At 71.7% G+C, this 26,138-nt stretch carries 29 protein-coding genes; 14 read left to right on the forward strand and 15 right to left on the reverse strand.

Annotated elements, in window-relative coordinates; all coding sequences use genetic code 11:
- Nucleotides 1–62: 62 nt before the first annotated feature.
- Both ABZT47_RS05895 and ABZT47_RS05900 read left to right on the forward strand, forming a co-directional pair.
- On the forward strand, nucleotides 63–1,706 hold the full coding sequence (locus tag ABZT47_RS05895; protein WP_354836665.1) for a sel1 repeat family protein: 1,644 nt from the start codon (nucleotides 63–65) through the stop codon (nucleotides 1,704–1,706).
- Between the two features lie 75 nt (nucleotides 1,707–1,781).
- Nucleotides 1,782–2,135 carry a VOC family protein gene (locus tag ABZT47_RS05900; RefSeq protein WP_354836667.1) on the forward strand — a complete coding sequence of 118 codons (354 nt, stop codon included), beginning with the start codon at nucleotides 1,782–1,784 and terminating at the stop codon, nucleotides 2,133–2,135.
- Nucleotides 2,136–2,160: 25 nt separating this feature from the next.
- Here the strand turns inward: ABZT47_RS05900 and ABZT47_RS05905 are convergent, their stop codons facing one another.
- Together ABZT47_RS05905 and ABZT47_RS05910 are read right to left on the reverse strand one after the other, a co-directional pair.
- The gene (locus ABZT47_RS05905; RefSeq protein ID WP_354836669.1) at nucleotides 2,161–2,958 is read right to left on the reverse strand and encodes an SDR family NAD(P)-dependent oxidoreductase; all 798 of its coding nucleotides are present in this window, start codon (nucleotides 2,956–2,958) and stop codon (nucleotides 2,161–2,163) included.
- 26 nt (nucleotides 2,959–2,984) lie between these two features.
- A complete protein-coding gene (locus ABZT47_RS05910; protein ID WP_354836671.1) occupies nucleotides 2,985–3,746 on the reverse strand; it encodes an SDR family NAD(P)-dependent oxidoreductase in 762 nt (253 codons plus the stop codon).
- 230 nt (nucleotides 3,747–3,976) lie between these two features.
- On the opposite strand from ABZT47_RS05910, the gene ABZT47_RS05915 reads away from it, so the two are divergent.
- Nucleotides 3,977–4,840, forward strand: a complete 864-nt coding sequence (locus ABZT47_RS05915) for a helix-turn-helix transcriptional regulator (RefSeq protein WP_354836673.1) — start codon at nucleotides 3,977–3,979, stop codon at nucleotides 4,838–4,840.
- 739 nt (nucleotides 4,841–5,579) lie between these two features.
- Here the strand turns inward: ABZT47_RS05915 and ABZT47_RS05920 are convergent.
- The gene (locus ABZT47_RS05920) at nucleotides 5,580–5,996 is read right to left on the reverse strand and encodes a VOC family protein (protein ID WP_354836675.1); all 417 of its coding nucleotides are present in this window, start codon (nucleotides 5,994–5,996) and stop codon (nucleotides 5,580–5,582) included.
- 85 nt (nucleotides 5,997–6,081) lie between these two features.
- Between ABZT47_RS05920 and ABZT47_RS05925 the strand changes: the two genes are divergently transcribed.
- Nucleotides 6,082–7,059 (forward strand): WYL domain-containing protein, encoded by a 978-nt coding sequence (locus ABZT47_RS05925; protein WP_354836677.1) that lies wholly within the window; start codon nucleotides 6,082–6,084, stop codon nucleotides 7,057–7,059.
- A 141-nt stretch (nucleotides 7,060–7,200) separates the two neighbouring features.
- Here the strand turns inward: ABZT47_RS05925 and ald are convergent, their stop codons facing one another.
- Together ald and ABZT47_RS05935 are read right to left on the reverse strand one after the other, a co-directional pair.
- Nucleotides 7,201–8,313 (reverse strand): alanine dehydrogenase, encoded by a 1,113-nt coding sequence (gene ald / locus ABZT47_RS05930; protein WP_354836679.1) that lies wholly within the window; start codon nucleotides 8,311–8,313, stop codon nucleotides 7,201–7,203.
- A gap of 94 nt (nucleotides 8,314–8,407) precedes the next feature.
- On the reverse strand, nucleotides 8,408–9,799 hold the full coding sequence (locus tag ABZT47_RS05935; RefSeq protein WP_354836681.1) for an aspartate aminotransferase family protein: 1,392 nt from the start codon (nucleotides 9,797–9,799) through the stop codon (nucleotides 8,408–8,410).
- Nucleotides 9,800–10,150: 351 nt separating this feature from the next.
- On the opposite strand from ABZT47_RS05935, the gene ABZT47_RS05940 reads away from it, so the two are divergent.
- Nucleotides 10,151–11,491, forward strand: coding sequence for a M20/M25/M40 family metallo-hydrolase (locus ABZT47_RS05940; protein ID WP_354836683.1), 1,341 nt, complete (start codon nucleotides 10,151–10,153; stop codon nucleotides 11,489–11,491).
- A gap of 122 nt (nucleotides 11,492–11,613) precedes the next feature.
- On the opposite strand, the gene ABZT47_RS05945 is transcribed toward ABZT47_RS05940, so the two are convergent.
- From ABZT47_RS05945 to ABZT47_RS05955, 3 genes are all read right to left on the reverse strand, one after another.
- Nucleotides 11,614–12,858 (reverse strand): pectate lyase, encoded by a 1,245-nt coding sequence (locus ABZT47_RS05945; protein WP_354836685.1) that lies wholly within the window; start codon nucleotides 12,856–12,858, stop codon nucleotides 11,614–11,616.
- Between the two features lie 89 nt (nucleotides 12,859–12,947).
- Nucleotides 12,948–13,961 (reverse strand): right-handed parallel beta-helix repeat-containing protein, encoded by a 1,014-nt coding sequence (locus ABZT47_RS05950; protein WP_354836687.1) that lies wholly within the window; start codon nucleotides 13,959–13,961, stop codon nucleotides 12,948–12,950.
- A gap of 354 nt (nucleotides 13,962–14,315) precedes the next feature.
- On the reverse strand, nucleotides 14,316–14,765 hold the full coding sequence (locus ABZT47_RS05955; RefSeq protein WP_354836689.1) for a universal stress protein: 450 nt from the start codon (nucleotides 14,763–14,765) through the stop codon (nucleotides 14,316–14,318).
- Between the two features lie 121 nt (nucleotides 14,766–14,886).
- Between ABZT47_RS05955 and ABZT47_RS05960 the strand changes: the two genes are divergently transcribed.
- Together ABZT47_RS05960 and ABZT47_RS05965 are read left to right on the forward strand one after the other, a co-directional pair.
- Nucleotides 14,887–15,594, forward strand: coding sequence for a PadR family transcriptional regulator (locus ABZT47_RS05960; protein WP_354836691.1), 708 nt, complete (start codon nucleotides 14,887–14,889; stop codon nucleotides 15,592–15,594).
- Nucleotides 15,595–15,782: 188 nt separating this feature from the next.
- Nucleotides 15,783–16,703 carry an alpha/beta hydrolase gene (locus ABZT47_RS05965; RefSeq protein ID WP_354836693.1) on the forward strand — a complete coding sequence of 307 codons (921 nt, stop codon included), beginning with the start codon at nucleotides 15,783–15,785 and terminating at the stop codon, nucleotides 16,701–16,703.
- Nucleotides 16,704–16,825: 122 nt separating this feature from the next.
- On the opposite strand, the gene ABZT47_RS05970 is transcribed toward ABZT47_RS05965, so the two are convergent.
- Both ABZT47_RS05970 and ABZT47_RS05975 read right to left on the reverse strand, forming a co-directional pair.
- On the reverse strand, nucleotides 16,826–17,227 hold the full coding sequence (locus ABZT47_RS05970; protein WP_354836695.1) for a YbaB/EbfC family nucleoid-associated protein: 402 nt from the start codon (nucleotides 17,225–17,227) through the stop codon (nucleotides 16,826–16,828).
- 28 nt (nucleotides 17,228–17,255) lie between these two features.
- Entirely contained in the window at nucleotides 17,256–17,630 is a 375-nt protein-coding gene (locus ABZT47_RS05975) for a YbaB/EbfC family nucleoid-associated protein (RefSeq protein WP_354836697.1), read from the reverse strand.
- A 166-nt stretch (nucleotides 17,631–17,796) separates the two neighbouring features.
- Between ABZT47_RS05975 and ABZT47_RS05980 the strand changes: the two genes are divergently transcribed.
- From ABZT47_RS05980 to ABZT47_RS05990, 3 genes are read left to right on the forward strand one after another with little or no spacing between them, the layout of a single operon-like run.
- Nucleotides 17,797–18,126, forward strand: a complete 330-nt coding sequence (locus tag ABZT47_RS05980) for a hypothetical protein (protein WP_354836699.1) — start codon at nucleotides 17,797–17,799, stop codon at nucleotides 18,124–18,126.
- Nucleotides 18,117–19,001 (forward strand): DUF4258 domain-containing protein, encoded by an 885-nt coding sequence (locus ABZT47_RS05985; RefSeq protein WP_354836701.1) that lies wholly within the window; start codon nucleotides 18,117–18,119, stop codon nucleotides 18,999–19,001. The genes ABZT47_RS05980 and ABZT47_RS05985 overlap by 10 nt, the downstream gene beginning before the upstream one ends.
- 7 nt (nucleotides 19,002–19,008) lie before the next feature.
- Nucleotides 19,009–19,245, forward strand: a complete 237-nt coding sequence (locus ABZT47_RS05990; protein WP_354836703.1) for a DUF2283 domain-containing protein — start codon at nucleotides 19,009–19,011, stop codon at nucleotides 19,243–19,245.
- Between the two features lie 69 nt (nucleotides 19,246–19,314).
- Here the strand turns inward: ABZT47_RS05990 and ABZT47_RS05995 are convergent, their stop codons facing one another.
- Entirely contained in the window at nucleotides 19,315–20,286 is a 972-nt protein-coding gene (locus tag ABZT47_RS05995) for a pyridoxal-phosphate dependent enzyme (RefSeq protein ID WP_354836705.1), read from the reverse strand.
- 75 nt (nucleotides 20,287–20,361) lie between these two features.
- On the opposite strand from ABZT47_RS05995, the gene ABZT47_RS06000 reads away from it, so the two are divergent.
- The gene (locus tag ABZT47_RS06000) at nucleotides 20,362–21,246 is read left to right on the forward strand and encodes a LysR family transcriptional regulator (RefSeq protein WP_354836707.1); all 885 of its coding nucleotides are present in this window, start codon (nucleotides 20,362–20,364) and stop codon (nucleotides 21,244–21,246) included.
- A 61-nt stretch (nucleotides 21,247–21,307) separates the two neighbouring features.
- Nucleotides 21,308–21,946 carry a LysE family translocator gene (locus tag ABZT47_RS06005; RefSeq protein ID WP_354836709.1) on the forward strand — a complete coding sequence of 213 codons (639 nt, stop codon included), beginning with the start codon at nucleotides 21,308–21,310 and terminating at the stop codon, nucleotides 21,944–21,946.
- A 9-nt stretch (nucleotides 21,947–21,955) separates the two neighbouring features.
- Here the strand turns inward: ABZT47_RS06005 and ABZT47_RS06010 are convergent, their stop codons facing one another.
- Entirely contained in the window at nucleotides 21,956–22,468 is a 513-nt protein-coding gene (locus ABZT47_RS06010; protein WP_354836711.1) for a MarR family winged helix-turn-helix transcriptional regulator, read from the reverse strand.
- 134 nt (nucleotides 22,469–22,602) lie between these two features.
- Here ABZT47_RS06010 and ABZT47_RS06015 point away from each other — a divergent pair, with 134 nt between their 5' ends.
- Nucleotides 22,603–23,673, forward strand: a complete 1,071-nt coding sequence (locus ABZT47_RS06015; protein WP_354836713.1) for an alkene reductase — start codon at nucleotides 22,603–22,605, stop codon at nucleotides 23,671–23,673.
- A gap of 87 nt (nucleotides 23,674–23,760) precedes the next feature.
- Here ABZT47_RS06015 and ABZT47_RS06020 read toward each other — a convergent pair whose 3' ends face one another.
- The 3 genes from ABZT47_RS06020 to ABZT47_RS06030 form a co-directional block, all read right to left on the reverse strand.
- The gene (locus tag ABZT47_RS06020; protein ID WP_354836715.1) at nucleotides 23,761–24,603 is read right to left on the reverse strand and encodes an SMP-30/gluconolactonase/LRE family protein; all 843 of its coding nucleotides are present in this window, start codon (nucleotides 24,601–24,603) and stop codon (nucleotides 23,761–23,763) included.
- Nucleotides 24,604–24,823: 220 nt separating this feature from the next.
- Nucleotides 24,824–25,144 (reverse strand): multidrug efflux SMR transporter, encoded by a 321-nt coding sequence (locus ABZT47_RS06025; RefSeq protein WP_354836717.1) that lies wholly within the window; start codon nucleotides 25,142–25,144, stop codon nucleotides 24,824–24,826.
- Entirely contained in the window at nucleotides 25,141–25,329 is a 189-nt protein-coding gene (locus tag ABZT47_RS06030; RefSeq protein WP_354836719.1) for a hypothetical protein, read from the reverse strand. Before ABZT47_RS06030 ends, ABZT47_RS06025 begins: the two co-directional genes overlap by 4 nt.
- Nucleotides 25,330–25,477: 148 nt before the next feature.
- Between ABZT47_RS06030 and ABZT47_RS06035 the strand changes: the two genes are divergently transcribed.
- The gene (locus ABZT47_RS06035; protein ID WP_354836721.1) at nucleotides 25,478–26,086 is read left to right on the forward strand and encodes a TetR/AcrR family transcriptional regulator; all 609 of its coding nucleotides are present in this window, start codon (nucleotides 25,478–25,480) and stop codon (nucleotides 26,084–26,086) included.
- Nucleotides 26,087–26,138: the final 52 nt, after the last annotated feature.

Consider the following 26,138-nt stretch of genomic DNA (forward strand, 5'->3'; position numbering starts at 1 on the left):
CGGACGGCAAGAAGCAGTCGATTATGTTCCATCTCTTTGGATCACGTGCGACTCTTTCCCCCATGACGTGGTGGCATGGCGAACCGGAGGCGGTCACGTGGCCCGCCGTGCCGGTTCCCCGCGCGTCCGAGCCGCCGCTCCCCGAGCGCACCGAGGGCGAACTGCTCAGCGCCGCCCAGGCGGGCGACTCCATGGCGGCCCACCGGCTCGGCCGCCTGTACGCCCAGCGCGGCGACCGGTCGGCGGCGCGCCACTGGTGGGAACGGGCCGCCGGAGCGGGCAACATCGACAGCGCCTACAACCTCGGCATCTGGCACGAGAAGCACGGCAGCCTCGACGAGGCGATCACCTGGTACGAGATCGCCGCCGGCGCCGGCGACGCCGAGGCGGCCGTCAACCTGGCCTCGCTGCTGCTCGAGCAGCGCGGCGACGTGCGCGGCGCCCGCATGTGGTTCGAGACCGCCGCCGAAGCGGGCTCCCGTCCGGCCGCGCGCCGGCTCGCCCTGCTGTGCGAGGACGTCGGCGACACCATCGCGGCCCGCGACTGGCACCACCGCGCCGCCTCGGCCGGGGACCTCGCCTCCGCCCACGACCTGGCCTTCCTGAACTACGCCTCCGGCGAGGAGGCCCAGGCCCGCGCGTGGTGGGAGTACGCGGCCCGCGGCGGGCACTCCGACGCCGCGTACTACCTCGGACGCCTGCTGCACGCCGACCGCGACCCGGAGGGCGCCGAGGCCCTGTACCGCCTGGCCGCCAAGGTGGACCACCCGGGAGCCGCTTCGCAGCTCGGCAGGCTCGCGCTGGCCCGGCGCGACCTGCGCACGGCGCGGGCCTGGTTCGAGCGCGCGGCGCACCTGGGCCGGGTCGAGGACCAGCGCATGGCCGGCTTCGTCTGCGTCGAACTGGAGGACCCGCGCGCCGCGAGCCACTGGTTCGGCCGCGCCGCCGCGAGCGGAGACGCCGAGGCCGCCTACAACTTCGGCCTGCTGCTCATCGCCGAGCACAACGACCTGCGAGGAGGAGAGCACTGGCTGCGCCAGGCCGCCGCCAACGGCCACCCGGGCGCGGCGGCGGAACTCGACACCGTCCGGCTCGTGGTGAATCCCCCGTCCAGCGCCCCATGGCCACGCCCCGGCCCGACCGGCGAATCCACGCCATCTCCTGGGACTCCGTCGCCATCCGGCCCAGAGACGCCACCCTCCACCGCCGACGCCCGACCGTCCGCCCCTGGAACCCGACCATCCACCCCTGGAACTCGGCCGTCCACTCCTGGGACGCGGCCGTCCGTTCCTCGGTCGCGGGTGACGAGCCCGGACGCCCGCCACGCCGGTTCCAGCTTCCATGCGGCGGCGCCCGTTCCGCCGGCGGCGCAGACCTGGGACCGTCCCGTGGAGCCCGAACTCGTGGCCCGGGCCGAACTCGCCGTCGCGGCGGCGGGCAGGCGCGGCGGCACCGTCCTGCACATGTCCGAGCTCACCGAGATCCTCGGCACCTGGGACCTGCTCACCCGCCGCCTCCGCGAGCCGGTGGACGTGGTCGGCTGGCTGACCGAGCGCAGCGGCCTGCACGCCGGCGCGCTGGAGCACCTCAGTTCGGTGCGCATGACCCTGCTGAGGCCGGGCCGCGCCCCCTGGCCCACGCCCACCGAGATCGAGCACGTCCTCGCCACCTCCCGCCAACTCCGCAAACGCCTCGGCCTCACCTGATTCCCGCCGTACCGAGTTCCTCCCCGATCGGGACGAAGCGCCTAGCGGGCGACGCGGTCCTGGCAGGATGGCGCCATGGAACGTGTGCTTGGAATCGGCGGATACTTCATGCGGGCCACCGACCCGGCGGCCCTGGGTGCGTGGTACCGCGATTGCCTGGGCCTGGACGCCGGTGAGAACGGCCTGTGGCGTCAGGAGGCCGGGGTGACGGTGTTCGCGACCTTCGAGTCCGACACCGAGTACTTCGGCTCCCGCGCCCAGCGGACGATGCTCAACTTCCGGGTCCGCGACCTGGACGCGATGCTCGCGCAGTTGCGCGCCAAGGGAGCGGACGTGGCCAAGGAGACCGAGGACATGGAGGGAGTCGGCCGCTTCGGCTGGGTCACCGATCCCGAGGGCAACCGGGTCGAACTGTGGGAGCCCAGCTGACGACCTCTCCACCCGAACGGTGACGTCAGTCGCCGGGCAGGGCGTTCGTGTCGCGGTAGCGGGTGGCGAGGTGAGGGCTCTGGCCTGCGAAGGCGGCCAGGTCGGCCTGGAAGACGGCGTCCAGCAGGGCGGCGTTCTCGACGCCCGGGGCGCAGACGGTCTCGCCCAGTTCCAGGCCGCGCAGGCTCGCGGTGACCACGTCCTCGACCGTCATGCGGGGCACCTCGCTCATGTCGAGGCCCTGGCGCTCGTGGAACTCGGTGGCCACCACGCCCGGGCACACGACCTGGACGGCGACGCCCGTGCCCTCGAGCTCCGCGGCGAGGGTCTGGGACATCGCGACGAGGTAGGCCAGGCTCCCACCGTAGACGGCGCGACGTGGCATCTGGGAGTGCGGGGCGGGGCCGCTGAAGGCGATCATGCCGGCCACGTTGACGATCGTGCCTTCGCCGCGCTCCTGCATGCCCGCGACCATGGCGCGGGTGAGCAGCGTGGGGGCGAGGATCTTGACGTTGACCAGTTCCGCCGCCTTGTCCGCGGGGAGCTCGGCGAGCGGCATGTAGTGGGCGACCCCGGCGTTGTTCACGAGCATGGTCAGCGATTCGGTCGCGCAGATCCCGGCTACCGCGTCGATGCCCGCGGGGGTGGACAGGTCGGCGTGGACCACCCGGACATCGACATCGGGGTGGGTCTCCGCGAACTCTTCCAGTCGCTCCTTGCGCCGGCCGACGATCAGCAGGTCGTGGCCGTCGGCCGCCAGCCGCTCGGCGAAGGCCCTGCCGATTCCGGAGGTGGCGCCGGTGACGAGTGCGAGTTCGCTCACTGGTGTTCCTTTCTCTGTTGTCGTGCTCACTGTCGGGCCGGGAGCATCGCGAGTGCCTGCGACCGCTGGGCGACCAACTCGTCGTAGGTGCCGTCGCGCTCGGCCCAGCGGTGCATCAGCACGCCCTTGACGAGGATCTCGCGCGGAGTGGGGTCGGCCCGGAGCAGGTCCATCACCTCGGTGGCGAACGCGGCCAGGTCGAGCGCCCGGGGATTGCGCCGTGCCTGCTCCGGAGTGGTGGCGACGGCCGGGGGGACGAGCTCGCAGACCTCGATGCCGGTGCCGTCCAGTTGCGCCCGCAACGCCTCGGAGTAGGCGTGAACGCCGGCCTTGGATGCGGCGTAGGCCGGCATGGGCGGGAACGGCAGGAACGCGATGCCCGAAGTGACCGTGATGACGGTGCCGGCGCCGCGCCCGATCAGATGCGGGGTGAAGGCGTCGACGACGCGGATGGTGCCGAGGAGATTGGTGTCGATCGTCTTCTCCGTGGCGCCGAAGTGCCCGGGATCGCGCAGGTCCTCGGTCATCATGACCCCGGACATCGTCACGATCGTGTCGAGGTCCGGGTGGCTCTCGAGGATGGCGTCGCGGGCCCGCTCGACGCCGGCCCCGTCGGTCACGTCGATGGGAACGGTGGCGAACCCCTCGTCCGCGAGCCGGTCCAGCAGGTCGGTCCGCCGGCCGCCGACGATGACGGCGCTGCCGGCCGCGGCGAAGCGGCGCGCGAGCTCCGTGCCTATCCCCGAGGTGGCGCCGGCGATGAAGACGGTGCGGTCGGTGATGTCCATTGTTCCTCCTGTCCACGGCGCCGACGGCGGCGGGCCGGCGGGCGCGGTCGATGATGTCGCCGGACACCGGTCGTGGCCTGCGCGCGAGCGCGCCCCGGCTCGCCCAGGTCTTCTCCTGTGCGGCGACGCCTTCAGTGTCGTGCGGTTCTCCGGCCGGAGGGGATGCCCCCGTCTTCCAGGGTCCTGTCAGGGCCCCCTTAGCCGACCAGGCCCTGACCTACGATGCTGAGATGAGCGAGGACAACCGCGCCAACCTGCTCGGGAGCTACCTCCGTGCCCGCCGGGCGCTGGTCACTCCGGCGCAGGCCGGGCTTCCGGCGGGTGCCAATCGCCGCGTTCCCGGGCTTCGCCGTGAGGAGGTCGCCATGCTCGCGGGCATCAGCGGCGACTACTACCTGCGGCTGGAGCGCGGCCGTGACAACAACCCCTCGCCGCAGGTCCTCGAATCACTCGCGCGGGTCCTGCACCTTGACGAGCTCGAACAGGAGTACCTGCTCGGCCTGGCCGCCTCCCGTCCGAGGCCGCGGCGGCGCAGGAGGCCCGAACGGGTGCCCGCGCGGTTGCACCAGCTACTGGCGAGCGTGCAGGTGCCCGCGTTCGTGGAAGGGCGGGCGTTCGACGTGCTCGCGTCCAACCGGCTCGCGGTCGCGCTGTCTCCACGCCTCCAGCCCGGGTACAACCGTCTCCGGTCGCTGATACTCGACCCCGAGGAGCAGGCCTTCCAGCACGACTGGGCGCGCTCGGCGGAAGGGTTCGTCGCCGCCTTCAGGAAGTCCATCGGCGACGACATCGACGACCCGCGATTCGTGGAGCTGGTGGGAGAGCTCGCCCTGTCGAGCGAGCGGTTCCGGACTCTCTGGGCGCGCCACGACGTCCGCAGCCTCGACGGCGGCACCACCATCGTGAACCATCCCGTCGTCGGCGAGTTGCGCCTGCACCGTGACAAGCTTCCCGTCGACGACCTGATCCTGGTCCTCTACTACGCCGACCAGGGCAGCCAGAGCGACGAGAAGCTCCGCCTCCTCGCCTCCATGGCCCAGACGACACCGCTCCGCCATGAGACGCGTGATGCGGAGCCGGAGCGAAGGCCATGATGAGGGCTCGTGCTGGTGGGTGAGGGGTGAGCTTGGGTACGGCATCACCCGTCGCCGCCGAGGAGGCGGCCCACGCGGCACGCGTGATCGCGGCCACGGCGGCGATCCCTGCCGCGTGCGTCGTCACGTCCGTTCAGAGAGGCGCTGCCGGTCGCGTGGAGCTTTGCTCTGCCGGCGGCGGGCGGCGTTGCGGCGGCCCCAGGGCGTTCTTCCCCATGGCTTGCAGATCGACAGGACGGTCGCCGCGGACAGCAGGACGAAGGCGGCGACGTTGCCCGCGATGACCAGGCCGCGGGCAGGGTGAGCGTCCGCGGCGTGTGCGCCGTAGTGCGGCGCCGAATTCGCCGTACCACGACCCGCCGCCGCGGCGCCTTCAACTGGGCCTGCGTGGTGGGCGATAAGTGATGGAGGCGGCTCGGAGGACCGGGGAGCGCGAGAACCGGGGAGTCGGAGAACCGGAGAGCGCGAGAACCGGGGAGCGCGAGAACCAGCAGGTCGGAGGACCGGGGAGTAGGAAGGACCGGGGAGCGCGAGGGGCCGGCAGGCCCCTCGTTGGGGGTGCGGGGGCGTGCCCCCGAGACAACACGGTCCGAGCGCCCTTGCGCGAAGCGCGCCGAAAGCTCGGACCATGCCTCACGCACCTCGGAAGCCCGAGCGCCATTGTGGGAAGCATTTATCGCTCGGACCAGTGATTACGCACCTCAAGAGCCCGAGTACGGCTTGCGTGAAGAGCTGAAGCTCAAGCTGAGCCCAGGACCTTCAGGTAGTGGGGGTTGTACATCAGGCCCAGGACGTTGCCCCATGGGTCGATCACCGAGGCGGTGATGAAGCCGGTGCCGCGGTCGCGCGGCGCGTCGTGCTCCTTGGCTCCCATCGCCACCAGTCTCTCCAGGGCGGCGGGGACGTCGTCGACGTGCCAGAACACCACGGCGCCCGCCGCTCGTCCGATCGTGTCGGGGGCGGCGGTCCTGGCCAGCTCGGTGCCGGCGTAGGAACTGTGGATGACGCCGAACTCGTGCTCGTAGTCGCCGATGCGCCACTCCATGTACGCGGGGGTGTCCATGTAGGGCGCGATGCCGAACAGCTCGGTGTACCAGCGCTTGGTGGCTTCGAAGTCGGGCGAGTAGAACGTGACGGTGGTGAGTCCTCGCAGCATTTCGGCTTCCTCTCTCGCGGTCATGTGACCATCGTCCCCGCCAAAGTGCTCACCGATTGAGCACTTTTAGAGCCATGATGGGAACATGCGCGCTGACCGGCTGGTGGCTGCTCTTCTGCTTCTGCAGGCGCGCGGCAGGGTGACGGCCGCGGAGCTGGCCGAGCGGCTGGAGATCTCCGTGGCCACCGCCCGCCGTGACCTGGAGGCCCTGTCCGCCGCCGGGATCCCGGTCTACCCGCAGCCGGGACGCGGCGGAGGATGGTCGCTGGTCGGTGGCGCCCGCACGGACCTGACCGGGCTGAACGCGGCCGAGTCCCAGGTCCTCTTCCTGCTCCTGGGTCCGGCGAGTTCGGCCGAGCCCGAGGTGACCTCCGCCCTGCGCAAGCTCATCCGCGCCCTGCCCGCCACGTTCCGCTCGGACGCCGAGGCCGCGTCCCGGGCGGTCGTGTCCGACGCGGCGGACTGGGGCGAGGCGGACCGTGAAGCGCCCGCCCTCCTGCGACCGCTGCGGAACGCCGTCGTGCGCCGGTTCAAGGTGCGGCTGGCGTACACCGGCAAGGGGGGACGCTCGACGGAGCGCCTGGTCGATCCCCTAGGTCTGGTCGACAAGGACGGGATCTGGTACCTCATCGCGGGCACCGAAGCCGGTCAGCGGACCTTCCGCCTGGACCGCATCGCGTCCGCGGACGTCACGGATCTGCCCGCGGAGCGGCCCGAGCACTTCGACCTCTCGGCGGAGTGGTCGCGCGTGGTGGCGGAGATGGAGCAGCGGCGATCCCTGGTGTCGGCCGTGGTGCTGGTGGACGCCCGGTTCCTCCCGGTGCTCCGCTCCCATTTCGGACGGCACTGCGAGGTCGCCGCCCAGGAGGATGAGCGGGCCGACGGGCGGGTCCGGGTCCGCGTGGCGGCGCACACGGCCCGTTCGATCGCCGAACAACTGGCAGGCTGGGGCGCGATGCTCGAAGTGGTAGAGCCCCGATCGGTCCGCACCGAACTGGCCAGAATCGGCCAGGAACTCACCGACCAGTACGCGAACCCGTCGGACCCGCCCGGCACTCCGTGACACCACGAGAACGGCGCCACCCCCGCGGCCCCGCACGGATGGCAGTGCAGCTTGGACGATCGCCGGCGGCGGTGAAGCTCCGACGATCGCCGGCCCGGCCGCGAGGGCGTGGCGCCGGTTCGGCTGGTGGCGCTGGTCCGGCTAGTTGAGGACGGCGGTCACCGGGTCGTGGGGGAGGTTGTGGGCCTCGGCGACGTGGGCGTAGGTGAGGCGGCCGGCGTGGGTGTTGAGGCCGAGGGCGAGGGCCGGGTCGGCGCGCAGGGCCTCGCGCCAGCCGAGGTCGGCCAGCTTGACCGCGTACGGCAGCGTCGCATTGGTGAGCGCGTAGGTCGAGGTGTTGGCCACCGAGCCGGGCATGTTGGCCACGCAGTAGAAGACAGAGTTGTGCACCTTGTACGTGGGTTCGGCGTGGGTGGTGGGCCGGGAGTCCTCGAAGCAGCCGCCCTGGTCGATGGCGATGTCCACCAGCACCGACCCCGCCTTCATGCGCGAGACGAGCTCGTTGGAGACCAGGGTCGGGGCCTTGGCGCCGGGGATCAGCACGGCGCCGATGACCAGGTCGGCCTCGACCACGGCCTGCTCGATGGCGTACCGGGTGGAGACGATGGTCTTCAGGCGGCCCTGGTAGATGGCGTCGATCTGCCGGAGCCGGTCGACGTTGACGTCGAGGATGGTGACCTCGGCGCCCATGCCGACCGCGATCTGCGCGGCGTTGAGGCCGGAGACGCCGCCGCCGATGACGACGACCTTGGCGGGGGCGACGCCGGGGACTCCCCCGGGCAGCACGCCGCGGCCGCCGTTGAAGCGCATCAGGTTGTACGCGCCCACCTGCGGGGCGAGCCGCCCGGCGACCTCCGACATCGGGGCGAGCAGCGGCAGGGCGGCGCCCGCCTGCACGGTCTCGTAGGCGATGGCGGTGACCTTGCGTTCCAGCAGCGCGTCGGTGCACGCACGGGACGCGGCGAGGTGCAGGTAGGTGAACAGGACCTGCCCCTCGCGCATCCGGTGGTACTCCTCGGCGATGGGCTCCTTCACCTTGAGCACCATGTCGGTCTCGCCCCAGACCGCGTCCGCGCTGTCGAGGATCTTGGCGCCCGCGAACAGGTACTCCTCGTCCGGGATCTGCGAGCCGAGGCCCGCGTCGCGCTGCACGTAGACGTCGTGGCCGTGGCGGACGAGCTCGTGCACGCCCGCCGGGGTGGCGGCGACCCGGTACTCGTGGTTCTTGACCTCGGCTGGCACGCCGATCTTCATTACGGAGTCCTTTCGGGAATGGCGAGACTGTGAGAGTGCCGGAACGAGGTAAGGGCCTTGGCTTCCAGGCACGGGCAGGACGCCGGAACGGCCGCTACAGGCGGTTCCAGGCTTCGGTCAGCACCGAGCGGAGGATCGACTCGATCTCGTCGAACTCCTTCGGGCCGCAGATGAGCGGGGGCGCGAGCTGGACGACCGGGTCGCCGCGGTCGTCGGCGCGGCAGTAGAGGCCGGCGTCGTACAGGGCATTGGACAGGAAGCCGCGCAGCAGCCGCTCGGACTCGGCCTCGTCGAAGGTCTGCTTGGTGTCCTTGTCCTTGACCAGTTCGATGCCGTAGAAGTAGCCCGAGCCGCGCACGTCGCCGACGATCGGCAGGTCGCGGAGCCGCTCAAGGGTGGCGCGGAAGACCGGCTCGTTGCGCTGCACGTGGCCGAGGATGTCCTCGCGCTCGAACAGGTCGAGGTTGGCCAGCGCGACCGCCGAGGAGACGGGGTGGCCGCCGAAGGTGTAGCCGTGGGCGAACATCGTGGCGCCCGACTTGAACGGCTCGAACAGCCGCTCGGAGGCGATCATCGCGCCGATCGGCGAGTATCCGCTGGTCAGGCCCTTGGCGCAGGTGATGATGTCGGGGACGTAGTCGAACTTCTGCCCGCCGAACATCGTGCCGAGCCGGCCGAAGGCGCAGATCACCTCGTCCGAGACCAGCAGCACGTCATACTGGTCGCAGATCTCGCGCAGACGCTGGAAGTATCCGGGCGGCGGCGGGAAGCAGCCGCCGGCGTTCTGCACGGGCTCGACGAAGACGGCCGCGACGGTGTCGGGGCCCTCCATCTCGATGGCCTTGCCGACCTGGTCGGCGGCCCAGCGGCCGAACTGCTCCGGGCTCATGCCCGGCATGCCGGTGATCTCGTCGGCGCGGTAGTGGTTGGTGTTGGGAACGCGCACCGAGCCCGGCACCAGCGGCTCGAAGAACTGCTTGAAGGCCGGGATGCCGGTGATCGACAGCGCGCCCTGCGGGGTGCCGTGGTAGGCGATGGCCCGGCTGATGACCTTGTGCTTCAGCGGCTTGCCGACGAGCTTGAAGTACTGCTTGGCGAGCTTCCAGGCCGACTCGACGGCCTCGCCGCCGCCGGTGGTGAAGAACACCCGGTTGAGGTCGCCGGGGGTCAGGCCGGCCAGGCGCTGGGCCAGTTCGGCGGCCTTGGGGTGAGCGAACGACCACAGGGGGAAGAACGCGAGATCCTGCGCCTGCTTGGCCGCCGCCTCGGCCAGTTCGGCCCGCCCGTGCCCCATCTGCACGACGAACAGGCCGGACAGCCCGTCGAGGTAGCGCTTGCCGTTGAGGTCGTAGATGTAGGCACCGTCGCCCCGGACGATCGTCGGCACCTGCGCGGCGTCGTGGGCGCTGTGCCGGGTGAAGTGCAGCCACAGGTTGTCCTGCGCTGCCTTCAGGACGGCGGCCGTGTCGGTCTCAGGTCGCGTCATGGCTATCTTTCCTCGTGATCTCGACTGCCCTCAGTGTGCATGTTCCACACGGGTGATTACAACTGGTTGCGTGGCGACACTATGCAAGAACTTCGGAATCCGCGATATCGGTATGTAACAACGACGAAATCCGTGTGGGTGTGTTGAACGCGAATCCCCGGTGGGCACGCGGAACCGATGTAACGCGTCCCGCCGGACGAGGCCGCCCGGCACACGAGGACATACCGCGGACCGGTCGCTTTCCCGATCTCCCCGAAGGACCCCCCGGACCTCGGAGAGGGCACGACGCGCGTTCTGACTGTGATGCAATGTGTCGAATCAGAACTCAGCCGATACGGGGAACAGACAGCCGTGACTCCTGATCAGATCGAGAACGCCGTAGCAGCCGAGATGCCGAGGGCGGTGGAGGAGCTCACCCGGCTCGCCGCCATCCCCTCGGTCGCCTTCCCCGGTCATCCCGAGGAGCCGGTGTACGCGGCGGCCGCGATGACCGAGGAACTGCTGCGCGGCACCGGGCTCGCGCAGGTCCGGCAGATCCCGGTCGACGGAAGCTTCCCCGCCGTCTACGGCGAGGCGCCCGCCCCGCCCGGCGCCCCGACAGTGCTGCTGTACGCGCACTACGACGTCCAGCCCGCCGGGGACCCCGCGCTGTGGCGCACGCCCCCGTTCGAGCCGACGTTCGTCGACGGCGCCCTGTACGGCCGCGGCGTCGCCGACGACAAGTCGGGCGTGCTGGCGCACGTCCTGGCCCTGCGGTCCTTCCAGGGCCGGTTCCCCGTGGGCATCAAGGTCATCATCGAGGGCCAGGAGGAGTACGCCGGCGAGCGCCTGGAGGAGTTCGTCGAGCGCAACCTCGAGCTGCTGCGCGCCGACGCCATCATCGTGGCCGACACCGGCAACCCCAGCGTGGGCGACGCGACAGTGACGACGTCGCTGCGCGGGATGGCGGCCTTCACCGTCGAGGTGCGCACCCTGGCCGAGTCGGTGCACAGCGGCTCGTTCGGCGGCGCCGCCCCCGACGCGCTGGCGGCGCTGATCCGCATGCTGGCCTCGTTGCACGACGAGAACGGCGACGTCCGGGTGCCCGGGCTGCCGCGCGGGGTCTTCCTCGGCGCCGGCCCCGCCGAGGAGGAGTTCCGGGCGACCGCCGGCGTGCTGGACGGGGTGTCCCTGGTCGGCTCCGGCTCGCTGGCCGACCGCCTCTGGGCCTCGTACGCGATCACGGTCACCGGGCTGGACGTGCCGTCGGTGCAGGGGGCGATCAACGCGGTCCAGCCGGTGGCGCGGGCCCGCGTCACCGTCCGCGTCCCCCCGTCCGGCGACCCCAAGACCGCCGCGAACGACGTGGCCGAGCACCTGCGTCACGCCGCGCCCTGGGGGGTGGAGGCGTCGGTGACCGACCTGGTCCTCGGCTCGGGGTTCCAGGCCGACGGCGGCGGCCGGGCCAGGGCCGCGCTCGACCGGGCGATGGAGCGCGCCTTCGGCCGGGCGCCGCGCGACATCGGCTCGGGCGGCTCGATCCCGCTGGTGGCCACGCTGCTCAAGCAGTACCCGGCGGCCGAGATCCTGCTGTTCGGCGCCGAGGACGACGGCGCCGCCATCCACGCGCCGAACGAGCGCCTGGTCATCGAGGAGCTGCGCCGCGCCGCCACCGCCGAGGCCCTGTTCCTGGCCGACTACGGAGCGATCTGAGCCGTTCGAGCCTTCGAACCGTCCAGCCTTCGAGCCCTTGGGGCACGCGGGGCCTGGCATTCACGGTGAACGGCGGAGCCCCCGTGCCGGCGCGGCACGGGGGCTCCTGCCGTTCGCGGGCATCACTTGTAGGTGATGTCCGAGGACGAGTAGATGCAGTTCACGCCGTCGGCGCCGCTGCCGATCTTCGTCGGCTCGCTGCCCTTGGGCACGCCCTTGTACTTGTCGCAGATGCTGGTGCTGCTCGCGCTGCCGTAGACGGTGATGTTGCTGAACCGCGCGGTGTCGCCCCAGTTGGTGTTGATCCCGGCCAGCACCTTGGTGCTCTGGGCGACGATGCCGTTCATCACCACGTGGCGCTGGTAGGAGCTGGAGCAGTTGCCGCACGCCCGGTACAGCTTGCCGGAGCTGCCGACGAAGAAGTCGCTGATGTGGACGGTGCCCGGGCCGTTGTGCTGGAACACCTTGTCCGAGGCCGACTTGGCGCCGCCGCCGGTGACGTAGTAGTCGTTGCCGCCGAGGAAGGTCGCGGCGTCCTCGCCCACGTCCTCCCACCAGACGTTCTGGATCGTGCAGTTGCCGTTGCAGTGGATGCCGTCACCGGCCGGCGCGCCGATGATGACGTTCTTGATCGTCGAGCCGGCCGCCAGCTCGAACACCGGGTCCTGGCTCTCGCTCTGGCCGCCGTCACCGATGCCGTAGTAGCGCTTCATCCCGCCGTCGAAGGTGCCCGACACCTGGATGGTGGCGTCGACCTTCACCGAGCCGCTCGGCGAGGGGAAGGTCGGGATGGTGCCGCCGCCACCCGTCGGGGTGGGCGTCGGCGTGGGGGTCCGGGTGGGCGTGGGCGTGGCCGTCGGAGTCGGGGTCGACCCGGCCGGCGCCAGCCTCCACTGCTTGCTGGTCACCGAGTCGCAGGAGTTCTGCTGGATGAGCGCGCCCGGGCTGGTCGAGCTGTCCTTGACGTTCAGGCACTTGCCGCCGTTGGCGTTGACCACGCGGTAGTCGGACCCGGACTCGGTGAGCTGCCAGGACTGCGAGGAGGCTCCCGAGCAGCTCTCCAGTTGCACGGCCTTGCCCGCGGAGGTGCTCGCGTCCTTGACGCCCGCGCACTTGCCGGTGCCGCCGGCCTTGAGCGTGACGCCGCCGCTCGCCGACGCGAGCGTCCAGATCTGGTTGCCGCCGCCGCTACAGGACGACTGGACCAGCTGGGTGCCGTCGGAGCCGCCCGGCGCGTCCAGGCACAGCCCGCTCCCGGCGTTGACCAGGGTGTAGGAGCCGGACGTCGGCGCCGCGGCGGCCGCCATGCCCGCGCCGGTGACGCCCGCCACCAGCGCGACGCCGGCCGCGACGGTCAGGACGAGCATTCTGCCCGTCCTCCTCGTCCTCATGATGAGGCTCACGTTTGTTCTCTCCTTGTTTCAGTGACCGCTGGGTCCGGTTCGCACGAACGGCGTCAGACGCTGATCTTGCCGGCGCCGGCGCTCGCGGTGACGATCGACTTGACGTTCGACGCGGTGTCGAGCGAGTAGGAGTAGGGGATGGAGGCCACGCTGCCGCCGGCGTCCCCCGCGCCCGAATTCACGAAGAAGTTGTTGCGGGCCACGAGACTGCCCGGCCCGGACGACGCCTCGCCGCGGTGGAACGGGTCGGCGGTGTTCTCGAAGTAGTTGCCCTCGACCAGGACGCCCGCGCCTTCGGTGGAGGCCACGCCGTAGCCTCCGCCGGATCCGACGTTGGCGTAGTAGTTGTTGTAGACGTGCACCGGGTTGCCGAAGCGCACGCGCGGGTGACGCTGGTTGGTGCCGTCGAAGAAGTTGTGGTGGTAGGTCACGCGCAGGTGGCCGACGTCCTCGGAGGCGTTGTCGTCGCTGTGGCCGAGGAGCATGGTCTTGTCGTGGTTGAAGAAGCGGTTCCAGGAGACGGTGACGTAGTCGCTGGAGCGCTTGATGTCGATGGCGCCGTCGTGGCCGTGGCTGAGGGTGTTGTGGTCCAGCCAGACCCGGGTCGAGTACTGCACGTTGATGCCGTCGTCGTTCCAGTCACGGAAGGTCAGGTTCCGGATGATCACGTTGGACGCCTTGGTCACGTTGAGGCCGCAGCCGACCAGCGTGGCTCCCGCGTTGCCCAGGACGGTCTTGTTGGAGGCGACCTTGAGCATGCCCGAGCAGGAGATCGTCCCGGAGACGCGGATCACCGCGGCGCTGGACGACGACAGCGCGGAGGTCAGCGCCGAGGCGCTGGAGACGTTGGTGGGCGAGAGGTTCCCGCCGCCGGTGGTGCCGCCGCCCTGGGTGGCCCAGCCGACCAGGTCGGTCGGGGCGGCCATCGCGGCTTGGAGCGCGGCGCCCGACGCCGGCGCCGCGAAGGCGGGCACTCCGGCGACGATGCCGCCGGCCAGCGCCACACCTGAGGCCGCCGCCAGGGCGAGCACGGCGCCCGCCCGCCTTCTGTTCACGATCACGCCCACGATCACTCCTCGGGGTTCGTAGGGCTCGCCATACTGTTCACATATGTGTATGGCGTACATGTAAGCGAACGAGTTGAAGGTAAAAATCGCCCTCATGGCTGTCAACCCGCCTGGTGAGGACGCGGAAAGTCTTTCCCGTGGAGAAATGCCGGCCACGGCCTCCTAGCTGGGCGGTCGCCGATTCCTCATCTTGGGATCTGTTTCACATGTGTGAACGGCTTGAAACGTTCAGCGAACGGCTCACCGAGGATCACGGGCGTGGGTCAGAGTGGATCATCGGCCCGGACCGAAGGCGCGAGTACGGCCGCGGGTCGGGGCACGCGTCCGGGCGCGGGGCGCGGGTCAGGATGCGGGTCAGGGGACGACGGTGACCGGCCAGCGGCCGGCGCGGACCAGGCGGACGGCCACCGAGCCCATCAGCCGATGGCCGGCCTGGGCCGAGGAGCCGACGACCACGGCGTCCGCCCTGACCTCGTTCGCGACGCGGATCAGGACCGAGGCGGCGTCGCCGCGCTCGATGCGGAAGGTGTGGCGCACCCACGGCTGGATCGACTCGGCCACCTTGGCGAGCCGGTCGCGCAGTTCGGCGCCCGCCTCCTCCTGCGCCTGGATGGCGCTGACGGAGGCGTCGGGGATGAGCGCGGTGATCGGGCTGGTGACCACGACGTAGACGAAGATCAGCTCAGAGCCCTGGCGGCGGGCGAGCCCCCAGGCGTAGGCGGTGCCGCGCATGGAGGTCTCGGAGCCGTCGACCCCGACGACGATCACCTGCGGACCGTCGGTGCCGATCTCGAAACCGCTCATGCCGCGAGCTTACGACCCGCCCCGGACACGGTCGCAGGCGGAAGGGGTCTTGTCACCGGCATAGCCGCCGCCGTATGCTCGTGAACGAGTAATCGTGGACGAATAGAGGAGGGATCACGCGGTGGCGAAGCGGCGCAAGGTCGGCAATCTCTTGGCCCTCGCCATCCTGGGCACCGTCGTGCAGCGGCCGATGCACCCCTACGAGATGGCCTCGATGCTCCGGGCGCGGGGCAAGGACCACGACATGCGGGTCAAATGGGGCTCGCTCTACACGGTGGTGCGCAATCTCGAACGCCACGGCTTCCTGGAGGCGGTCGAGAGCACCCGGCAGGGCGGCCGCCCCGAGCGCACCGTCTACCGCATCACCGACGCCGGGCAGGAGGAGATGCGCGACTGGACCCGCGAGCTGCTGTCCGATCCCGAGCCTGAATGGTCGAGCTTCCAGGCCGGGCTCTCGGTGATGGGGAGCCTGCCGCCCGACGAGGTGGCCGGGCTGCTGCGGCGGCGCCTGCGTCTGCTCGCGGAGGAGACCACCACCCGGCGCGAGGCCCTGGACCACGACCGCCAGGACGTCCCCCGGCTGTTCCTCATCGAGGACGAGTACGAGCTGGCCGTCCGCGAGGCCGAGGCGGCCTGGGTGAGCGCGCTGCTGGAGGAGCTGACCGCCGGCTCCTTCCCCGGCCAGGCCGGGTGGCGGGACTATCACCGGACGGGCCGCATACCGCCCGACCTGGCCGACATCGCCGAAAGGGGCAGCACGGCGGACCCGGACCGAATGACGCACGACCGAATGACGCACGACCGAATGACGCACGACCGACGACCATGACGCCCGGCGGGGTGCGGGAACACCCCGCCGGGCTCGACCTCGAACCGAGACCCGTGGCGACGGAACCCGGCCGCAAGGTGGCAACCGCAAGGATAGCTGGGCTCCCCCGCATGGGCCGGTTCGCACGCATGCCGACCGACACGCGCGGGACCGGATCCTCCGGTCCCGCGCCGACCATGGGAGAGACCATGTCCGACGCGACGACCAACCCGACGACGACCAACCCGAGAACGACCGGCCCGACGACGACCACCGTGACCACCGGCTCGGTGACCTCAGCGGACGGCACCACCATCGGCTACCGGCGGCTCGGCCGCGGTCCCGGCCTGGTGCTCCTCCACGGCGCCATGGAGTCCTCCGTCAGCCACATCGAGCTGGCTCAGGCGCTCGCCTCCGACTTCACCTGCTACCTGCCCGACCGTCGCGGGCGGGGGCTGAGCGGCCCGCACCGCGAGGGGCACGGCCTGCGCACCGAGGTGGCGGACGTCGCCGCCCTGCTGGAGGAGACCGGCGCCCGGCTGCTGTTCGGCGTCAGCTCAGGCAGCGTCGTCGCCCTGCGCACGGCGCTGTCGGTCCCGGCGGTGACCAGGGCCGTCGTCTTCGATCCGCCGCTGCCGATCGACGGCTCGCCGTCCCTGGCCTGGCTGGCGCGGCACGAACGGGAGCTGGCCGAGGGCAAAACGGCGGCGGCGCTGGTCACCGGCATGAAGGGCACGCAGATGGGGCCCAAGGTGTTCGACTACGTCCCCCGCCGGCTGCTGGAGGCGCTCACCACCAAGCTGATGGCGCGCGAGGACGGCGACGCCGGGCCGGACGACGTGCCCTTCCGCGCGCTCGCGCCGACGCTGCGCCATGACGTCCGGCTGGTCGCCGAGCAGAGCCGCGAGCTGGAGGACCTCAGGGCCACGCGCGCCGAGATCCTGCTGCTCGTCGGCGGCAGGAGCCCTGCGTACATGCGGGTGGCCGCCGATGCCCTGGCGAAGGTGCTGCCGCACGCCGAGCGGGCCGAGCTGCCCGGGCTCGGCCACAGCGCGTCGGGCAACGCGGCCCAGCGCGGCGCCCCGGAACGGGTCGCGCCGGTGCTGCGCCGCTTCCTCATCCGCGCCTGACCATCGGCCGGGCGCTCCCGGGCCGGACCGCGGCCGGGCCCTTCGACCCCGGTCGCGGCAGGTCGTCCCGAGTCCTGGCCGGTCGCCCCGGGTCCTGGCCGGTCGTGCCGGATCCCGGCCGGTCAGGGGCGGTCGAAGTAGTCCAGGATGCGGGCGTACTGCTCCTCGATGGCCTCGACGTCGGACGCACCCGCCGGGAGCACCTCTCCGAGCGCCTCGTTGAGCAGTTCCCGGCCCTTGCGCTCGGCGTCGTCCTGCGCACGGTGGACGGCGGCCAGCAGTTCCTCCGCCAGCGACCCGCTGTCCAGGCGCATGGCCCGCCGGGTGATCGCGATGTCCCGCACCAGCCCGTCGGAGCCCGTGACCACCTTGATCTGGCCGTCCGCGGCCTCGCCCTCCCCGGTGATCGCCTCCAGTTCGTGCTGCCCCTCCTCGACCCACGCGAGGATGCGGGCGGCACGCTCGGCGTCCTTCTCCAGCTCGCCGTCCCGCCAGTTGGCGGGGTCGGCGTCCAGCCTGTCCATCGATCACTCCTTGCCGGCGCCCCCGCCGTCACTCGATCTCGCGGGCGACCTGTTCGACCCGGCGCCGCACGAACCGCTCGTCGAGCGGCTCGGGGAACCCCTCGGCGGATTCGCGGGCGCGCTCGATGATCTCCTCCGAGGCGCGCACGGCCGACCGCTGCGCGTCCTGGACGGCCCTGAGCGCCTGTCTGCCCAGCTCGTCGGGGTCCAGGCGCATGACGCGCGGGTCGAACCGGACGTCGGTGAGCCGTCCCCTGCCGTCGGACACGACGCGCACCAGGCCACCCGCGCCCTCCCCCTCGCCGGTGACCCGCCCGATCGCGGCCTGCGCCTGACGCAAGCCGCGCATCACCTCCTCGGTCTGGCGGACGATCCGCTCCAGATGCTCGAGGTCATCGGACACCACACGCTCCCTCACCCGGCGCCGGAACGCGGGGACGGCGCCATTGGTGAGGATGGTACCGGCGAGAAGGGCGCTGATCGGTACCAATGACCGCCGTAAACGCCAGATGTCGGGATTCACAATGGAATGTGGCGCAATCGTGGCCGATCATGGCTAGCCTGCGACCATGGAACGGGGATTCGACATGGCCCACGGGGCTCTTTCGGCGTCCGGCTCCCACCTCCGGGCGCACGGGGAAGAGTACGCGTCGGCGGTGCGGGGACTGCTGGAGAACGACCCCCGGTCATGGGGGGATGACGGGCTGCTGAGCCCGCTCATCTCGGCCTACGCCGAGTGCAAGAACACCGCGCTCGCCACCTACACGCACATGGGCCAGGTGATCACCGCCACCGGGGACGGGCTCACCACCGCGAGCGGGCGGGTCTCGTACGTGGAGGACGACCTGGTCGGCGGCATGGCCGGACTGGACGGGGACCTGGGCGTCACATGGACGTGATGCTTCCGCCCTGGGCCTCCGGCATGCTCAACATGGCCGGAGTCCCCTGGCCCAACATCAGCGAGAGCAAGATCCGCCACGAGGCGGACTCCTGGCGCCGGCTCACCGCCCAGTCGGCGACCTCCTCCGAGGGCGCCGACCAGGTGGTCCGCACGACCGGGGCCGACTACAAGGGCGCGTCCGCGACCGCACTGGCCGGCCACTGGGAGAAGACCGGCGGCACCGGTCACCTCGGGCTGGCGACGCGGGCGAGCTCCTACGCGCCCGTCCTGCTCGACGGCACGGCCACCGTCGTCACCGGCACGAAGATCGCGGTGATCTCGCAGGCCGCCGCCGCCACGGTCAAGCTCGCGACCAGCATGCTCGCCGGCGGCCCGCTCGCTCTCGGCACCGCCACGGCCACCGTGCTCGCCACGCGGGCCGCGATGGGCAGGATCCTGCGCGAGGCCGGCGAGGGCGGCGCCCGGGTGCTCGCCCCCGGCCTCGCCCGCAAGGTCACCGAGCCTCTGGAACGCATCCTGCGCAACGCCCGCGGCCCGATGGGCGGCGCCCCCGCCCTGGCCGGCGCCGGCGGGCGCCTGGGCGTGCGGGGCACGGCCCGGGTGCCGGGACGCGAGGCCGGCAACCCGCTCGACGACCTCATGATGAAGATGGGGAAGAAGAAGGGCGGAAGCGGGGGCGGCACCTCCCGGCACGCCTCGCAGCGTCAGGGGCAGCGAGGCATCAGCGACGACATGGTGCAGCAGGCGATCGCGACGGGGAGGAAGAAGCCGGGCCGGACGTCCGACACGGTCGTCCACGAAGGCAACAAGATCGGGGTCGTCGTCAACAAGCACACCGGGAAGATCGTCACGACCTTCTGGAAGAGGAAGTAGGAGCCAGTTGCGCATCGAATACGAGCAGGAGAACGACGTCGCGTACGTCTACCTGGTCGACCACATCGACGAGGGGGAGGCCTCGGTCCAGGTCCCCGTGGAGGACGAGGACCTGCGCGGAGACGTCATCCTCGACTTCGACGCCCAGGGCTTCCTGCTCGGCATCGAGATCATCGGGGCCTCCCGGGTGCTGCGACCGGAGCTCCTGTCCGCCGCGGCCGGTGAGGACGCCGCCCCCTCCTGAGCCACCGGTTCAGGAGGGGAGCCGGTCGATCTCGACCAACGCGCACGCGCCCCCTCTGGAACCACCGGTTCAGGACAGGAGCCGCTCGATCTCGGCCGGGCCGGCGTTGGCGCCCGTGCAGACGACGGCGACCTTGCGCCCGGTGAACCGTTCCCTGACGGCGAGCAGCCCGGCCAGGGCGGCGGCGCCGGCCAGTTCGGCCAGGGTGTGGGCCTTGGTGAGCAGCAGGCGCTGGGCGGCGCGCAGGTCATCGTCGTGGACGAGCAGGAAGTCGTCCAGCCCGCGCATCAGCTGTTGCGGGAGGGCGAAGGACGAGCCGGTCGCCAGGCCCTCCGCCACCGTCTGGACCGGCCGCCCGGCGGGCTCGCCGGAGCGCCACGCGTCGTGGGCGGCGGGCGCCAGCGACGACTGCACGGCGATCACGCGGCAGCGCGGGGCGACCGCGCGGGCGACCAGGCAGGCCGCGGCGGCGCCGGTGCCCGAGCCCACCGGGACGAAGACGGCGTCGAGGTCCGGCTGCCGGGTGAACATCTCCAGGTAGAGCGTCCCGACGCCCGCGATCAGGTCCGGGTCGCCGGCCGGGCTGATCAGCCGGTCGCCGCGCTCCTCGGCGAGCGCTCGCGCGTAGGCGCCGGTCTCGACCATCGTGGCGCCGCGGATCTCGACCGCCGCGCCGAGGGCCTCCACCGCCGCCACCTTGGCCGGATTCGGGTTCTCCGGCATGACGACGGTGCAGGGAACCCCGGAGATCCGGGCCGCGTACGCGATCGACTGGGCGTGGTTGCCGGTGGAGTAGGTGAGCACCCCGGCCTTCTCCGCGCCGGCCGGCAGGTGGGCGAGCAGGTTGAGCCCGCCGCGGACCTTGAACGCGCCCGTCGGCTGGGCGTTCTCGTGCTTGACGTGGATCTCGGCGCCCACGTGCGCGTCGAGCACGGGGTAGAACCACATCGGCGTCGGCGGCAGGTGCGGGGCGATGACGCGGGCGGCGCGCAGGACGTCGGTGAACGACGGCGGCGCCGGAGGACAGGACACGATCGGCATGGGCACCACCCTGTCCCGCGCGCTTTCATAGGTCCAATGCCAATGCGCGACGCGATCCATAGATATGGTTGATGGATGCTCGACATGCTGCGGCTCCGCGTCCTGGACGCCGTCGCCCGGCACGGCTCGGTGACGGCCGCCGCCCGCGAGCTGCACTACTCCCAGCCGTCGGTCAGCCACCACCTGGCCCGGCTGGAGGCCGAGACGGGGGCTCGGCTGGTCCAGCGGGTGGGCCGGGGCATCAGGCTGACCGAGGCGGGGCTGGTCCTCGCCGACCGCGCCGCCGAGATCATCGGACGGCTCGACTCCGCCTCGGCGGAGCTGGCGGCGCACGTCGGCCTGCGCGCTGGCCGCGTGCGCCTGGCCGCGTTCCCCTCCGCGCTCGGGACGTTCGTGCCCGCCGCGGCCGTACGCCTGTCCCGGGAGCATCCCGGGCTGGACCTGCGCCTGGTCGAGGCCGAGCCGCCGCAGGCCCTGGCCATGCTGCGCGCCGGCCAGGTCGACGTGGCGGTCACCTTCCGGTACGCCACCGCTCCCGCGCCCACCCCGGCCGAAGAGGACGGCGTCCGGCTGACCGCGCTGTTCGACGACCCCGGCTTCCTGGTCACCCCACCCGGGACCGCCGCGGACGGCTCGCCGGCCGCGTACGCGGGCGCCAAGTGGATCAGCGGCTGCGACCGGTGCCGCGGCCATCTGCTCGAGCTGTGCGCCGCGGCCGGCTTCGCGCCCTCGATCGCCTTCACGACCGACGACTACGTGGCCGTTCAGGCGATGGTCGCGGCCGGGCTCGGGGTGACCGTGCTGCCCGGCCTGGCGCTGGCCGCCCACCGCCACCCGGACGTGCGGACGAGCGCCATCCCCGGCTCGACCAGGCACGTCTTCGCCGCCACCTACGGTGAGCCGCCGGAGCCGCCGGCCACCGCGGCCCTCCTGGCCGCCCTCGCCGACGCCGTTCCCTAAGGCGGCCCGGGGGACGGAAATCGATGGACCTGGGGGCGGGATGATTCCTACCATCGGCGACATGCCATCCATGACCGCGCTCGCCGTCTTCACCGCGGCGACGCTCGCCCTGTTGCTCGTCCCGGGACCCGCCGTCGTCTACATCGTCACCCGCAGCGTGGCGCAGGGAAGGGCCGCCGGGCTGGTGTCGGTCGCGGGCATCCACGCGGGCTCGGTCGTCCACGTGGTGGCCGCCGCGCTCGGCGTCAGCGCGCTGCTCGCCGCCTCGGCAACCGCGTTCACCGCGGTGAAGTACGCCGGCGCCGCGTACCTGCTCTACCTCGGTCTGCGCAAACTGTTCGCCCGGACCGGCGCGCTCGCCAAGGAGGCCGAGCCGGTCTCGCGCTCGCGTATGTTCGGCGAGGGCTTCGTGGTCAACGTGCTCAACCCCAAGACGGCGCTGTTCTTCCTGGCCTTCCTGCCGCAGTTCGTGGACCCGGGACTCGGTCCGGTCGCGCCGCAGATCGTCCTGCTCGGGCTGATCTGGATCGCCCTGGGCATGGCCAGCGACGGCACCTACGCGCTGCTGTCGGCCGCCCTCGCCGGCCGGCTGCGCCGCTCGTCCATCGCCGCCCGCCGCCTGGACGTGGCCAGCGGTCTGGTCTACATCGGCCTCGGCGCACTGGCGGCCTTCTCCGGCGACACCGGCCGCAAGGTCTGACCTCCGGGGTCAGCCGGTGTGCAGGGCGCAGCCGCCTTCGCCGTACGCCGCCTCATGGCAGAGGTTGGCCTCGACCCTCGCCAGGAGCCGCGAGAGGGCGGCGCGCTCGGCGGCGTCCAGCCCGGCGAGCGTGCGCTCCTCCAGGGAGGACCAGGCGTCCTCGATCTCGGCCTTGAGCGCGCAACTGGCGTCGGTGGCCTCGACCAGCACGGCCCGCCGGTCGGCCGGATCGGGGCGGCGCCGGACATGCCCGGCCTGTTCCAGGCGCTGGAGCATCTTGGTGACCGTCGACTGGTCGAGTTCGAGCAGCTTGATCAGCTCGGACTGCCGCACGGCGTCCCTGGCCCGCCACAGATGCATCATCAGCATTTCTTGCCCGGGGTACAGGCGGGTCTGCCTCAGAGCCTTGCCCGCCGCCATGCGGTGCAGCCTGAACACCCTGGCCAGGGTGCTGGTGACCGGGCCACCGCCTTCAGGACCGTGACAGGCCCTGTCGCTGTGGGCGGGCACCTCTGACGTCATGGCGCAAGCTTATCTCCCGACCATTACTTGGTCGGCCAAGGAATGTACTAAGGTGGCCTTCATCCGTTGCTTGGTCGACCAAGGAACTGTGGGTAATTACTTGGTCGGCCATATAACCATCGAGGAGTCCCCCCATGACGACCGCCTTCGACCCCATCGACCTGTCGGGCCTCAAGCTGGCGAACCGCCTGGTCATGGCGCCCATGACGCGCAACCGGGCCTTCGGGCCGGGCAACTCGCCCACCGGCTCCACCGTCCGGTACTACACCCAGCGCGCGACGGCCGGGCTCATCGTCACCGAGGGCACCCAGCCCTCGGTGGTCGGCCAGGGCTACATGAACACGCCCGGCCTGCACAGCGAGCAGCAGGTCGCCGCCTGGCGGAAGGTCACCGACTCCGTGCACGCCGCCGGCGGCACGATCTTCGCCCAGCTCATGCACAGCGGCCGCATCGGCCATCCCGACCTGCTGCCGGACGGGCTCGTCCCGGTCGGCCCCTCGGCGATCGCCGCGGAAGGCCAGGCCTTCACCCCCGAGGGCCTGAAGGACTTCGTCACCCCGCGCCCGCTGACCTCCGGCGAGATACGCCAGACCATCGCCGACTTCGCGGCGGCGGCCCGCAACGCGATCGAGGCCGGTTTCGACGGGATCGAGCTGCACGGCGCGAACGGCTACCTGATCCACCAGTTCCTGGCGCCGGGGACCAACCACCGTACCGACGAGTGGGGCGGCGGCGTCGAGAACCGCATCCGCTTCGCCGTGGAGACGGTCCGGGCGGTCGCCGCCGAGATCGGCGCCTCACGCACCGCCATCCGCCTGTCGCCGGAGGTGCCGTTCAACGGCATGGCCACCGCCCACCCCGACCCCGAGCCGACCTACCGGGCGCTGCTCGCGGAGCTGGAACCGGTCGGCCTGGCCTACCTGCACCTCATCGAGCACGACCGCGCGTTCACCGCCACGGTGCGCGAGCTGTTCTCCGGCCCCCTCGCGCTCAACGTCAAGAGCACCGGGCACACCCCGCCCGAGGAGATCAAGGTGGTCGAGGAGGGCGTCGCCGACCTGGTCTCCTTCGGCGGCCTGTTCATCGCCAACCCCGACCTCCCTGCCCGCCTCAAGGCCGGCGGCCCCTTCACCACCCCCGACCCGGCCGTCTACTACGGCGGCGACGACACCGGCTACATCGACTACCCCACCCTGCAAGCCTGACCTTCCACGCGGCGACGCCACACAAGGCATGGCCCGAGCCTCGGCCCGCTTCGCGCAATCGGCGCTCGGGCGCTTGTCGCTCGGAGGTCAGGGCCGGTCGGCGGCGGGGGTGGTCACCTGGGTCGACAGGACGCGGCCGGTGCCGGGGGCGACCAGGTCTGGCATGCCTCGCCATTCGGCCGCGACGATGAAGAGCGTCGAGCGGTCCGGGCCGCCGAGTTCGCAGGCGAAGGCGCCGCGGTCGAGCTCGACGGTCTCGGCGATCTGCCCGCCCTCGCGCACGCGTACGCAACGCCGGTGAGGCACGTCCGCGTACCAGACGGCGCCCTCCGCGTCGGCGCAGATGCCGTCGGGGGCGGCGTCGCCGAGGTCCGCCCACACCCTGGCGCCCGACAGGCCGCCGTCGGGCTCGATGTCGTACCCCATCAGCTTGTGGCCGTAGGAGTCGGCGACGATCAGGGTCGAGTCGTCCCCGGTCACGGTCATGCCGTTGGGGAAGGCGATGCCGTCGGCCACCTGACGCGCCGAGCCGTCGGGGGCGACGTGCACGACGTTCCCCGGGGCGAACGCCGCTCCGGCGAGCATGTCGAAGCCGGCGCGGTTGAGGTAGATGTTGCCCCGGCCGTCGATGACGATGTCGTTCCAGCCGCGCGCGAGGCCGGACAGGTCGGCATGGGTCACGAGCGAGCCGTCTTGCTCCAGGCGCAGCAACAGCCCCCGCGCGGCGTCGACGACCATCATGCGCCCGTCGGGATCGAAGGCCGTGCACAAGGGAAGCGAGTCGACGCGCGCGACCACCTCCTGCGCGCCGTCCATGCCGAGCGCGATCACCTCGCGCGCCGTCCAGTCGGAGAAGTACAGGCGGCCGTCGTGCCAGCGTGGCGACTCGACCAGCCCGAGGCCGGTGACCCAGGTGCGCGGTTCTGACATGAAGACTCCCTCAACGTCGGTGTGGGTGAACTGGGCGAGATGCCCGCGGACGGCGACGTACGAGGGCGTGCGCCGGTCCTCCTCGGGCTGGTCTCGGTACACAGACGAACGGGGAACCCCCGGATCGACATCGCCGTACCGACGATGCACCGCCGCACCGACAGATCACCGGAGATCACCGCGATCACCTGGATCGACTGGATCACCCAGACCACCGAGGCTAGCCCGCGGTGACCAGGCGCGCGAGGATGACGCCCGCGACGATGAGGGCGAGCGCCGCCAGCCGCCCGGGGGTGAGCGGGTCGTGGTCGACGATCACACCGAGCGCGATGGCGCCGACGGCGCCGATGCCGACGAACACGGCGTAGGCGGTTCCGGCCGGGATGGTGCGCATCGCGAGGGTGAGAGGGTAGACGGCCGCGACCGCCAGCGCCAGGCACAGCACCGTGGGGAGCACACGGGTGAAGTTCTCGGTCGGCTTGATGCTCCGCGACCAGGCGACCTCCAGCAGGCCGGCCGTCACCAGCCAGACCCAGCTCATCGGGACGCCACCTCCGCCTCGCCGGGCGCCTCGCCGGGCGCTTCCCGGCCGCCGGCGGGAGTCGTACGCGGGTGTTCGCGGGGGTGTGGCGGCATGCCCGGCTGCTCGATGGCGTCGCAGCCGCGTGGCGACAGCCGCACTCCTGCCTTGCGAGCGCCGACGACGGTCGATGCGAGCCCGGTCATCGTCTTCCTCTCCGGTAAAGTGGACATCTTGTCCGGTTGTCATCACGGTACCGGACAACCGGACATGCCGTCCACTTGCGGAGGCGGCGCGGGCGGGTTTGCTAACGTTGCCGGCGGAGAGCGCCGCTTCGAGGGAGGGACCGGCCGGGTGAGCACCGCTGACCTTCCCGTGCTGGGTCAGTCCGGCACGTTCGCCGAACGCGCGGACGCGGCCCGCAACCGCCGGCGCATCCTGGCCGCCGCCGCGGAGCTGTTCGCCGCCCCACCGGCCGGCGGGGTCACCATGGAGGCGGTCGCCCGCGCGGCGGGGGTGGGCCGCGCCACGCTCTACCGCCGCTACCCCGATGTGGCCTCCCTCGCCCTGGCGCTGCTCGACGAGCACGAGCGCCGGTTGCAGGAGCACATCCTGCGCGGCGATCCGCCGCTGGGCCCCGGCGCCCCACCGGCCGAACGGCTGGTCGCCTTCTACGCGGCGATGGTGGGCCTGCTGGAAGAGCACGCTCCGCTGCTGCTCGGCGCCGAAGTGGGACGGTCGCGCTTCGCGCCGGGCTCCTACCGCTTCTGGAGCAGTCACGTGCGGGTGCTGCTCGTCGCGGCCGGCACCGAGGACCCCGAGCCGCTGGTCGACGTCCTGCTCGCACCGCTCGCCCCGGAGGTCTACCTGCACCAGCGGTACGAGCACGGCTACCCGGCCGAGCGGATCATCGCCGCGCTGACCCGGCTGGCCGAAGGCGTCCTCGGCCCGGTCACGCCCTGACGGCCGGGGCCCCACCAGCACATGGCGGGTGGTCCCCACGCGGCATGGCGGG

The sequence above is a fragment of the Sphaerisporangium sp. NPDC005289 genome (assembly GCF_040607455.1).
Taxonomy (GTDB): domain Bacteria; phylum Actinomycetota; class Actinomycetes; order Streptosporangiales; family Streptosporangiaceae; genus Sphaerisporangium; species Sphaerisporangium rhizosphaerae.

Bases quoted from the DNA above. Each gene is read 5' to 3' on its own strand.
- ABZT47_RS06015 (WP_354836713.1), top strand. From the start codon at position 22,603: ATGACGACCGCCTTCGACCCCATCGACCTGTCGGGCCTCAAGCTGGCG.
- ABZT47_RS05995 (WP_354836705.1), bottom strand. From the start codon at position 20,286: ATGCCGATCGTGTCCTGTCCTCCGGCGCCGCCGTCGTTCACCGACGTC.
- ABZT47_RS05920 (WP_354836675.1), bottom strand. From the start codon at position 5,996: ATGCTGCGAGGACTCACCACCGTCACGTTCTACTCGCCCGACTTCGAA.
- ABZT47_RS06000 (WP_354836707.1), top strand. From the start codon at position 20,362: ATGCTCGACATGCTGCGGCTCCGCGTCCTGGACGCCGTCGCCCGGCAC.
- ABZT47_RS06005 (WP_354836709.1), top strand. From the start codon at position 21,308: ATGCCATCCATGACCGCGCTCGCCGTCTTCACCGCGGCGACGCTCGCC.
- ABZT47_RS05925 (WP_354836677.1), top strand. From the start codon at position 6,082: ATGCGCGCTGACCGGCTGGTGGCTGCTCTTCTGCTTCTGCAGGCGCGC.
- ABZT47_RS05900 (WP_354836667.1), top strand. From the start codon at position 1,782: ATGGAACGTGTGCTTGGAATCGGCGGATACTTCATGCGGGCCACCGAC.
- ABZT47_RS05970 (WP_354836695.1), bottom strand. From the start codon at position 17,227: ATGGACAGGCTGGACGCCGACCCCGCCAACTGGCGGGACGGCGAGCTG.
- ABZT47_RS05985 (WP_354836701.1), top strand. From the start codon at position 18,117: ATGGACGTGATGCTTCCGCCCTGGGCCTCCGGCATGCTCAACATGGCC.
- ABZT47_RS05910 (WP_354836671.1), bottom strand. From the start codon at position 3,746: ATGGACATCACCGACCGCACCGTCTTCATCGCCGGCGCCACCTCGGGG.
- ABZT47_RS05955 (WP_354836689.1), bottom strand. From the start codon at position 14,765: ATGAGCGGTTTCGAGATCGGCACCGACGGTCCGCAGGTGATCGTCGTC.
- ABZT47_RS05980 (WP_354836699.1), top strand. From the start codon at position 17,797: ATGGAACGGGGATTCGACATGGCCCACGGGGCTCTTTCGGCGTCCGGC.
- ABZT47_RS06020 (WP_354836715.1), bottom strand. From the start codon at position 24,603: ATGTCAGAACCGCGCACCTGGGTCACCGGCCTCGGGCTGGTCGAGTCG.
- ABZT47_RS06010 (WP_354836711.1), bottom strand. From the start codon at position 22,468: ATGACGTCAGAGGTGCCCGCCCACAGCGACAGGGCCTGTCACGGTCCT.
- ABZT47_RS06030 (WP_354836719.1), bottom strand. From the start codon at position 25,329: ATGACCGGGCTCGCATCGACCGTCGTCGGCGCTCGCAAGGCAGGAGTG.
- ABZT47_RS05945 (WP_354836685.1), bottom strand. From the start codon at position 12,858: ATGCTCGTCCTGACCGTCGCGGCCGGCGTCGCGCTGGTGGCGGGCGTC.
- ald (WP_354836679.1), bottom strand. From the start codon at position 8,313: ATGAAGATCGGCGTGCCAGCCGAGGTCAAGAACCACGAGTACCGGGTC.
- ABZT47_RS05935 (WP_354836681.1), bottom strand. From the start codon at position 9,799: ATGACGCGACCTGAGACCGACACGGCCGCCGTCCTGAAGGCAGCGCAG.
- ABZT47_RS05915 (WP_354836673.1), top strand. From the start codon at position 3,977: ATGAGCGAGGACAACCGCGCCAACCTGCTCGGGAGCTACCTCCGTGCC.
- ABZT47_RS05965 (WP_354836693.1), top strand. From the start codon at position 15,783: ATGTCCGACGCGACGACCAACCCGACGACGACCAACCCGAGAACGACC.
- ABZT47_RS05895 (WP_354836665.1), top strand. From the start codon at position 63: ATGACGTGGTGGCATGGCGAACCGGAGGCGGTCACGTGGCCCGCCGTG.
- ABZT47_RS06025 (WP_354836717.1), bottom strand. From the start codon at position 25,144: ATGAGCTGGGTCTGGCTGGTGACGGCCGGCCTGCTGGAGGTCGCCTGG.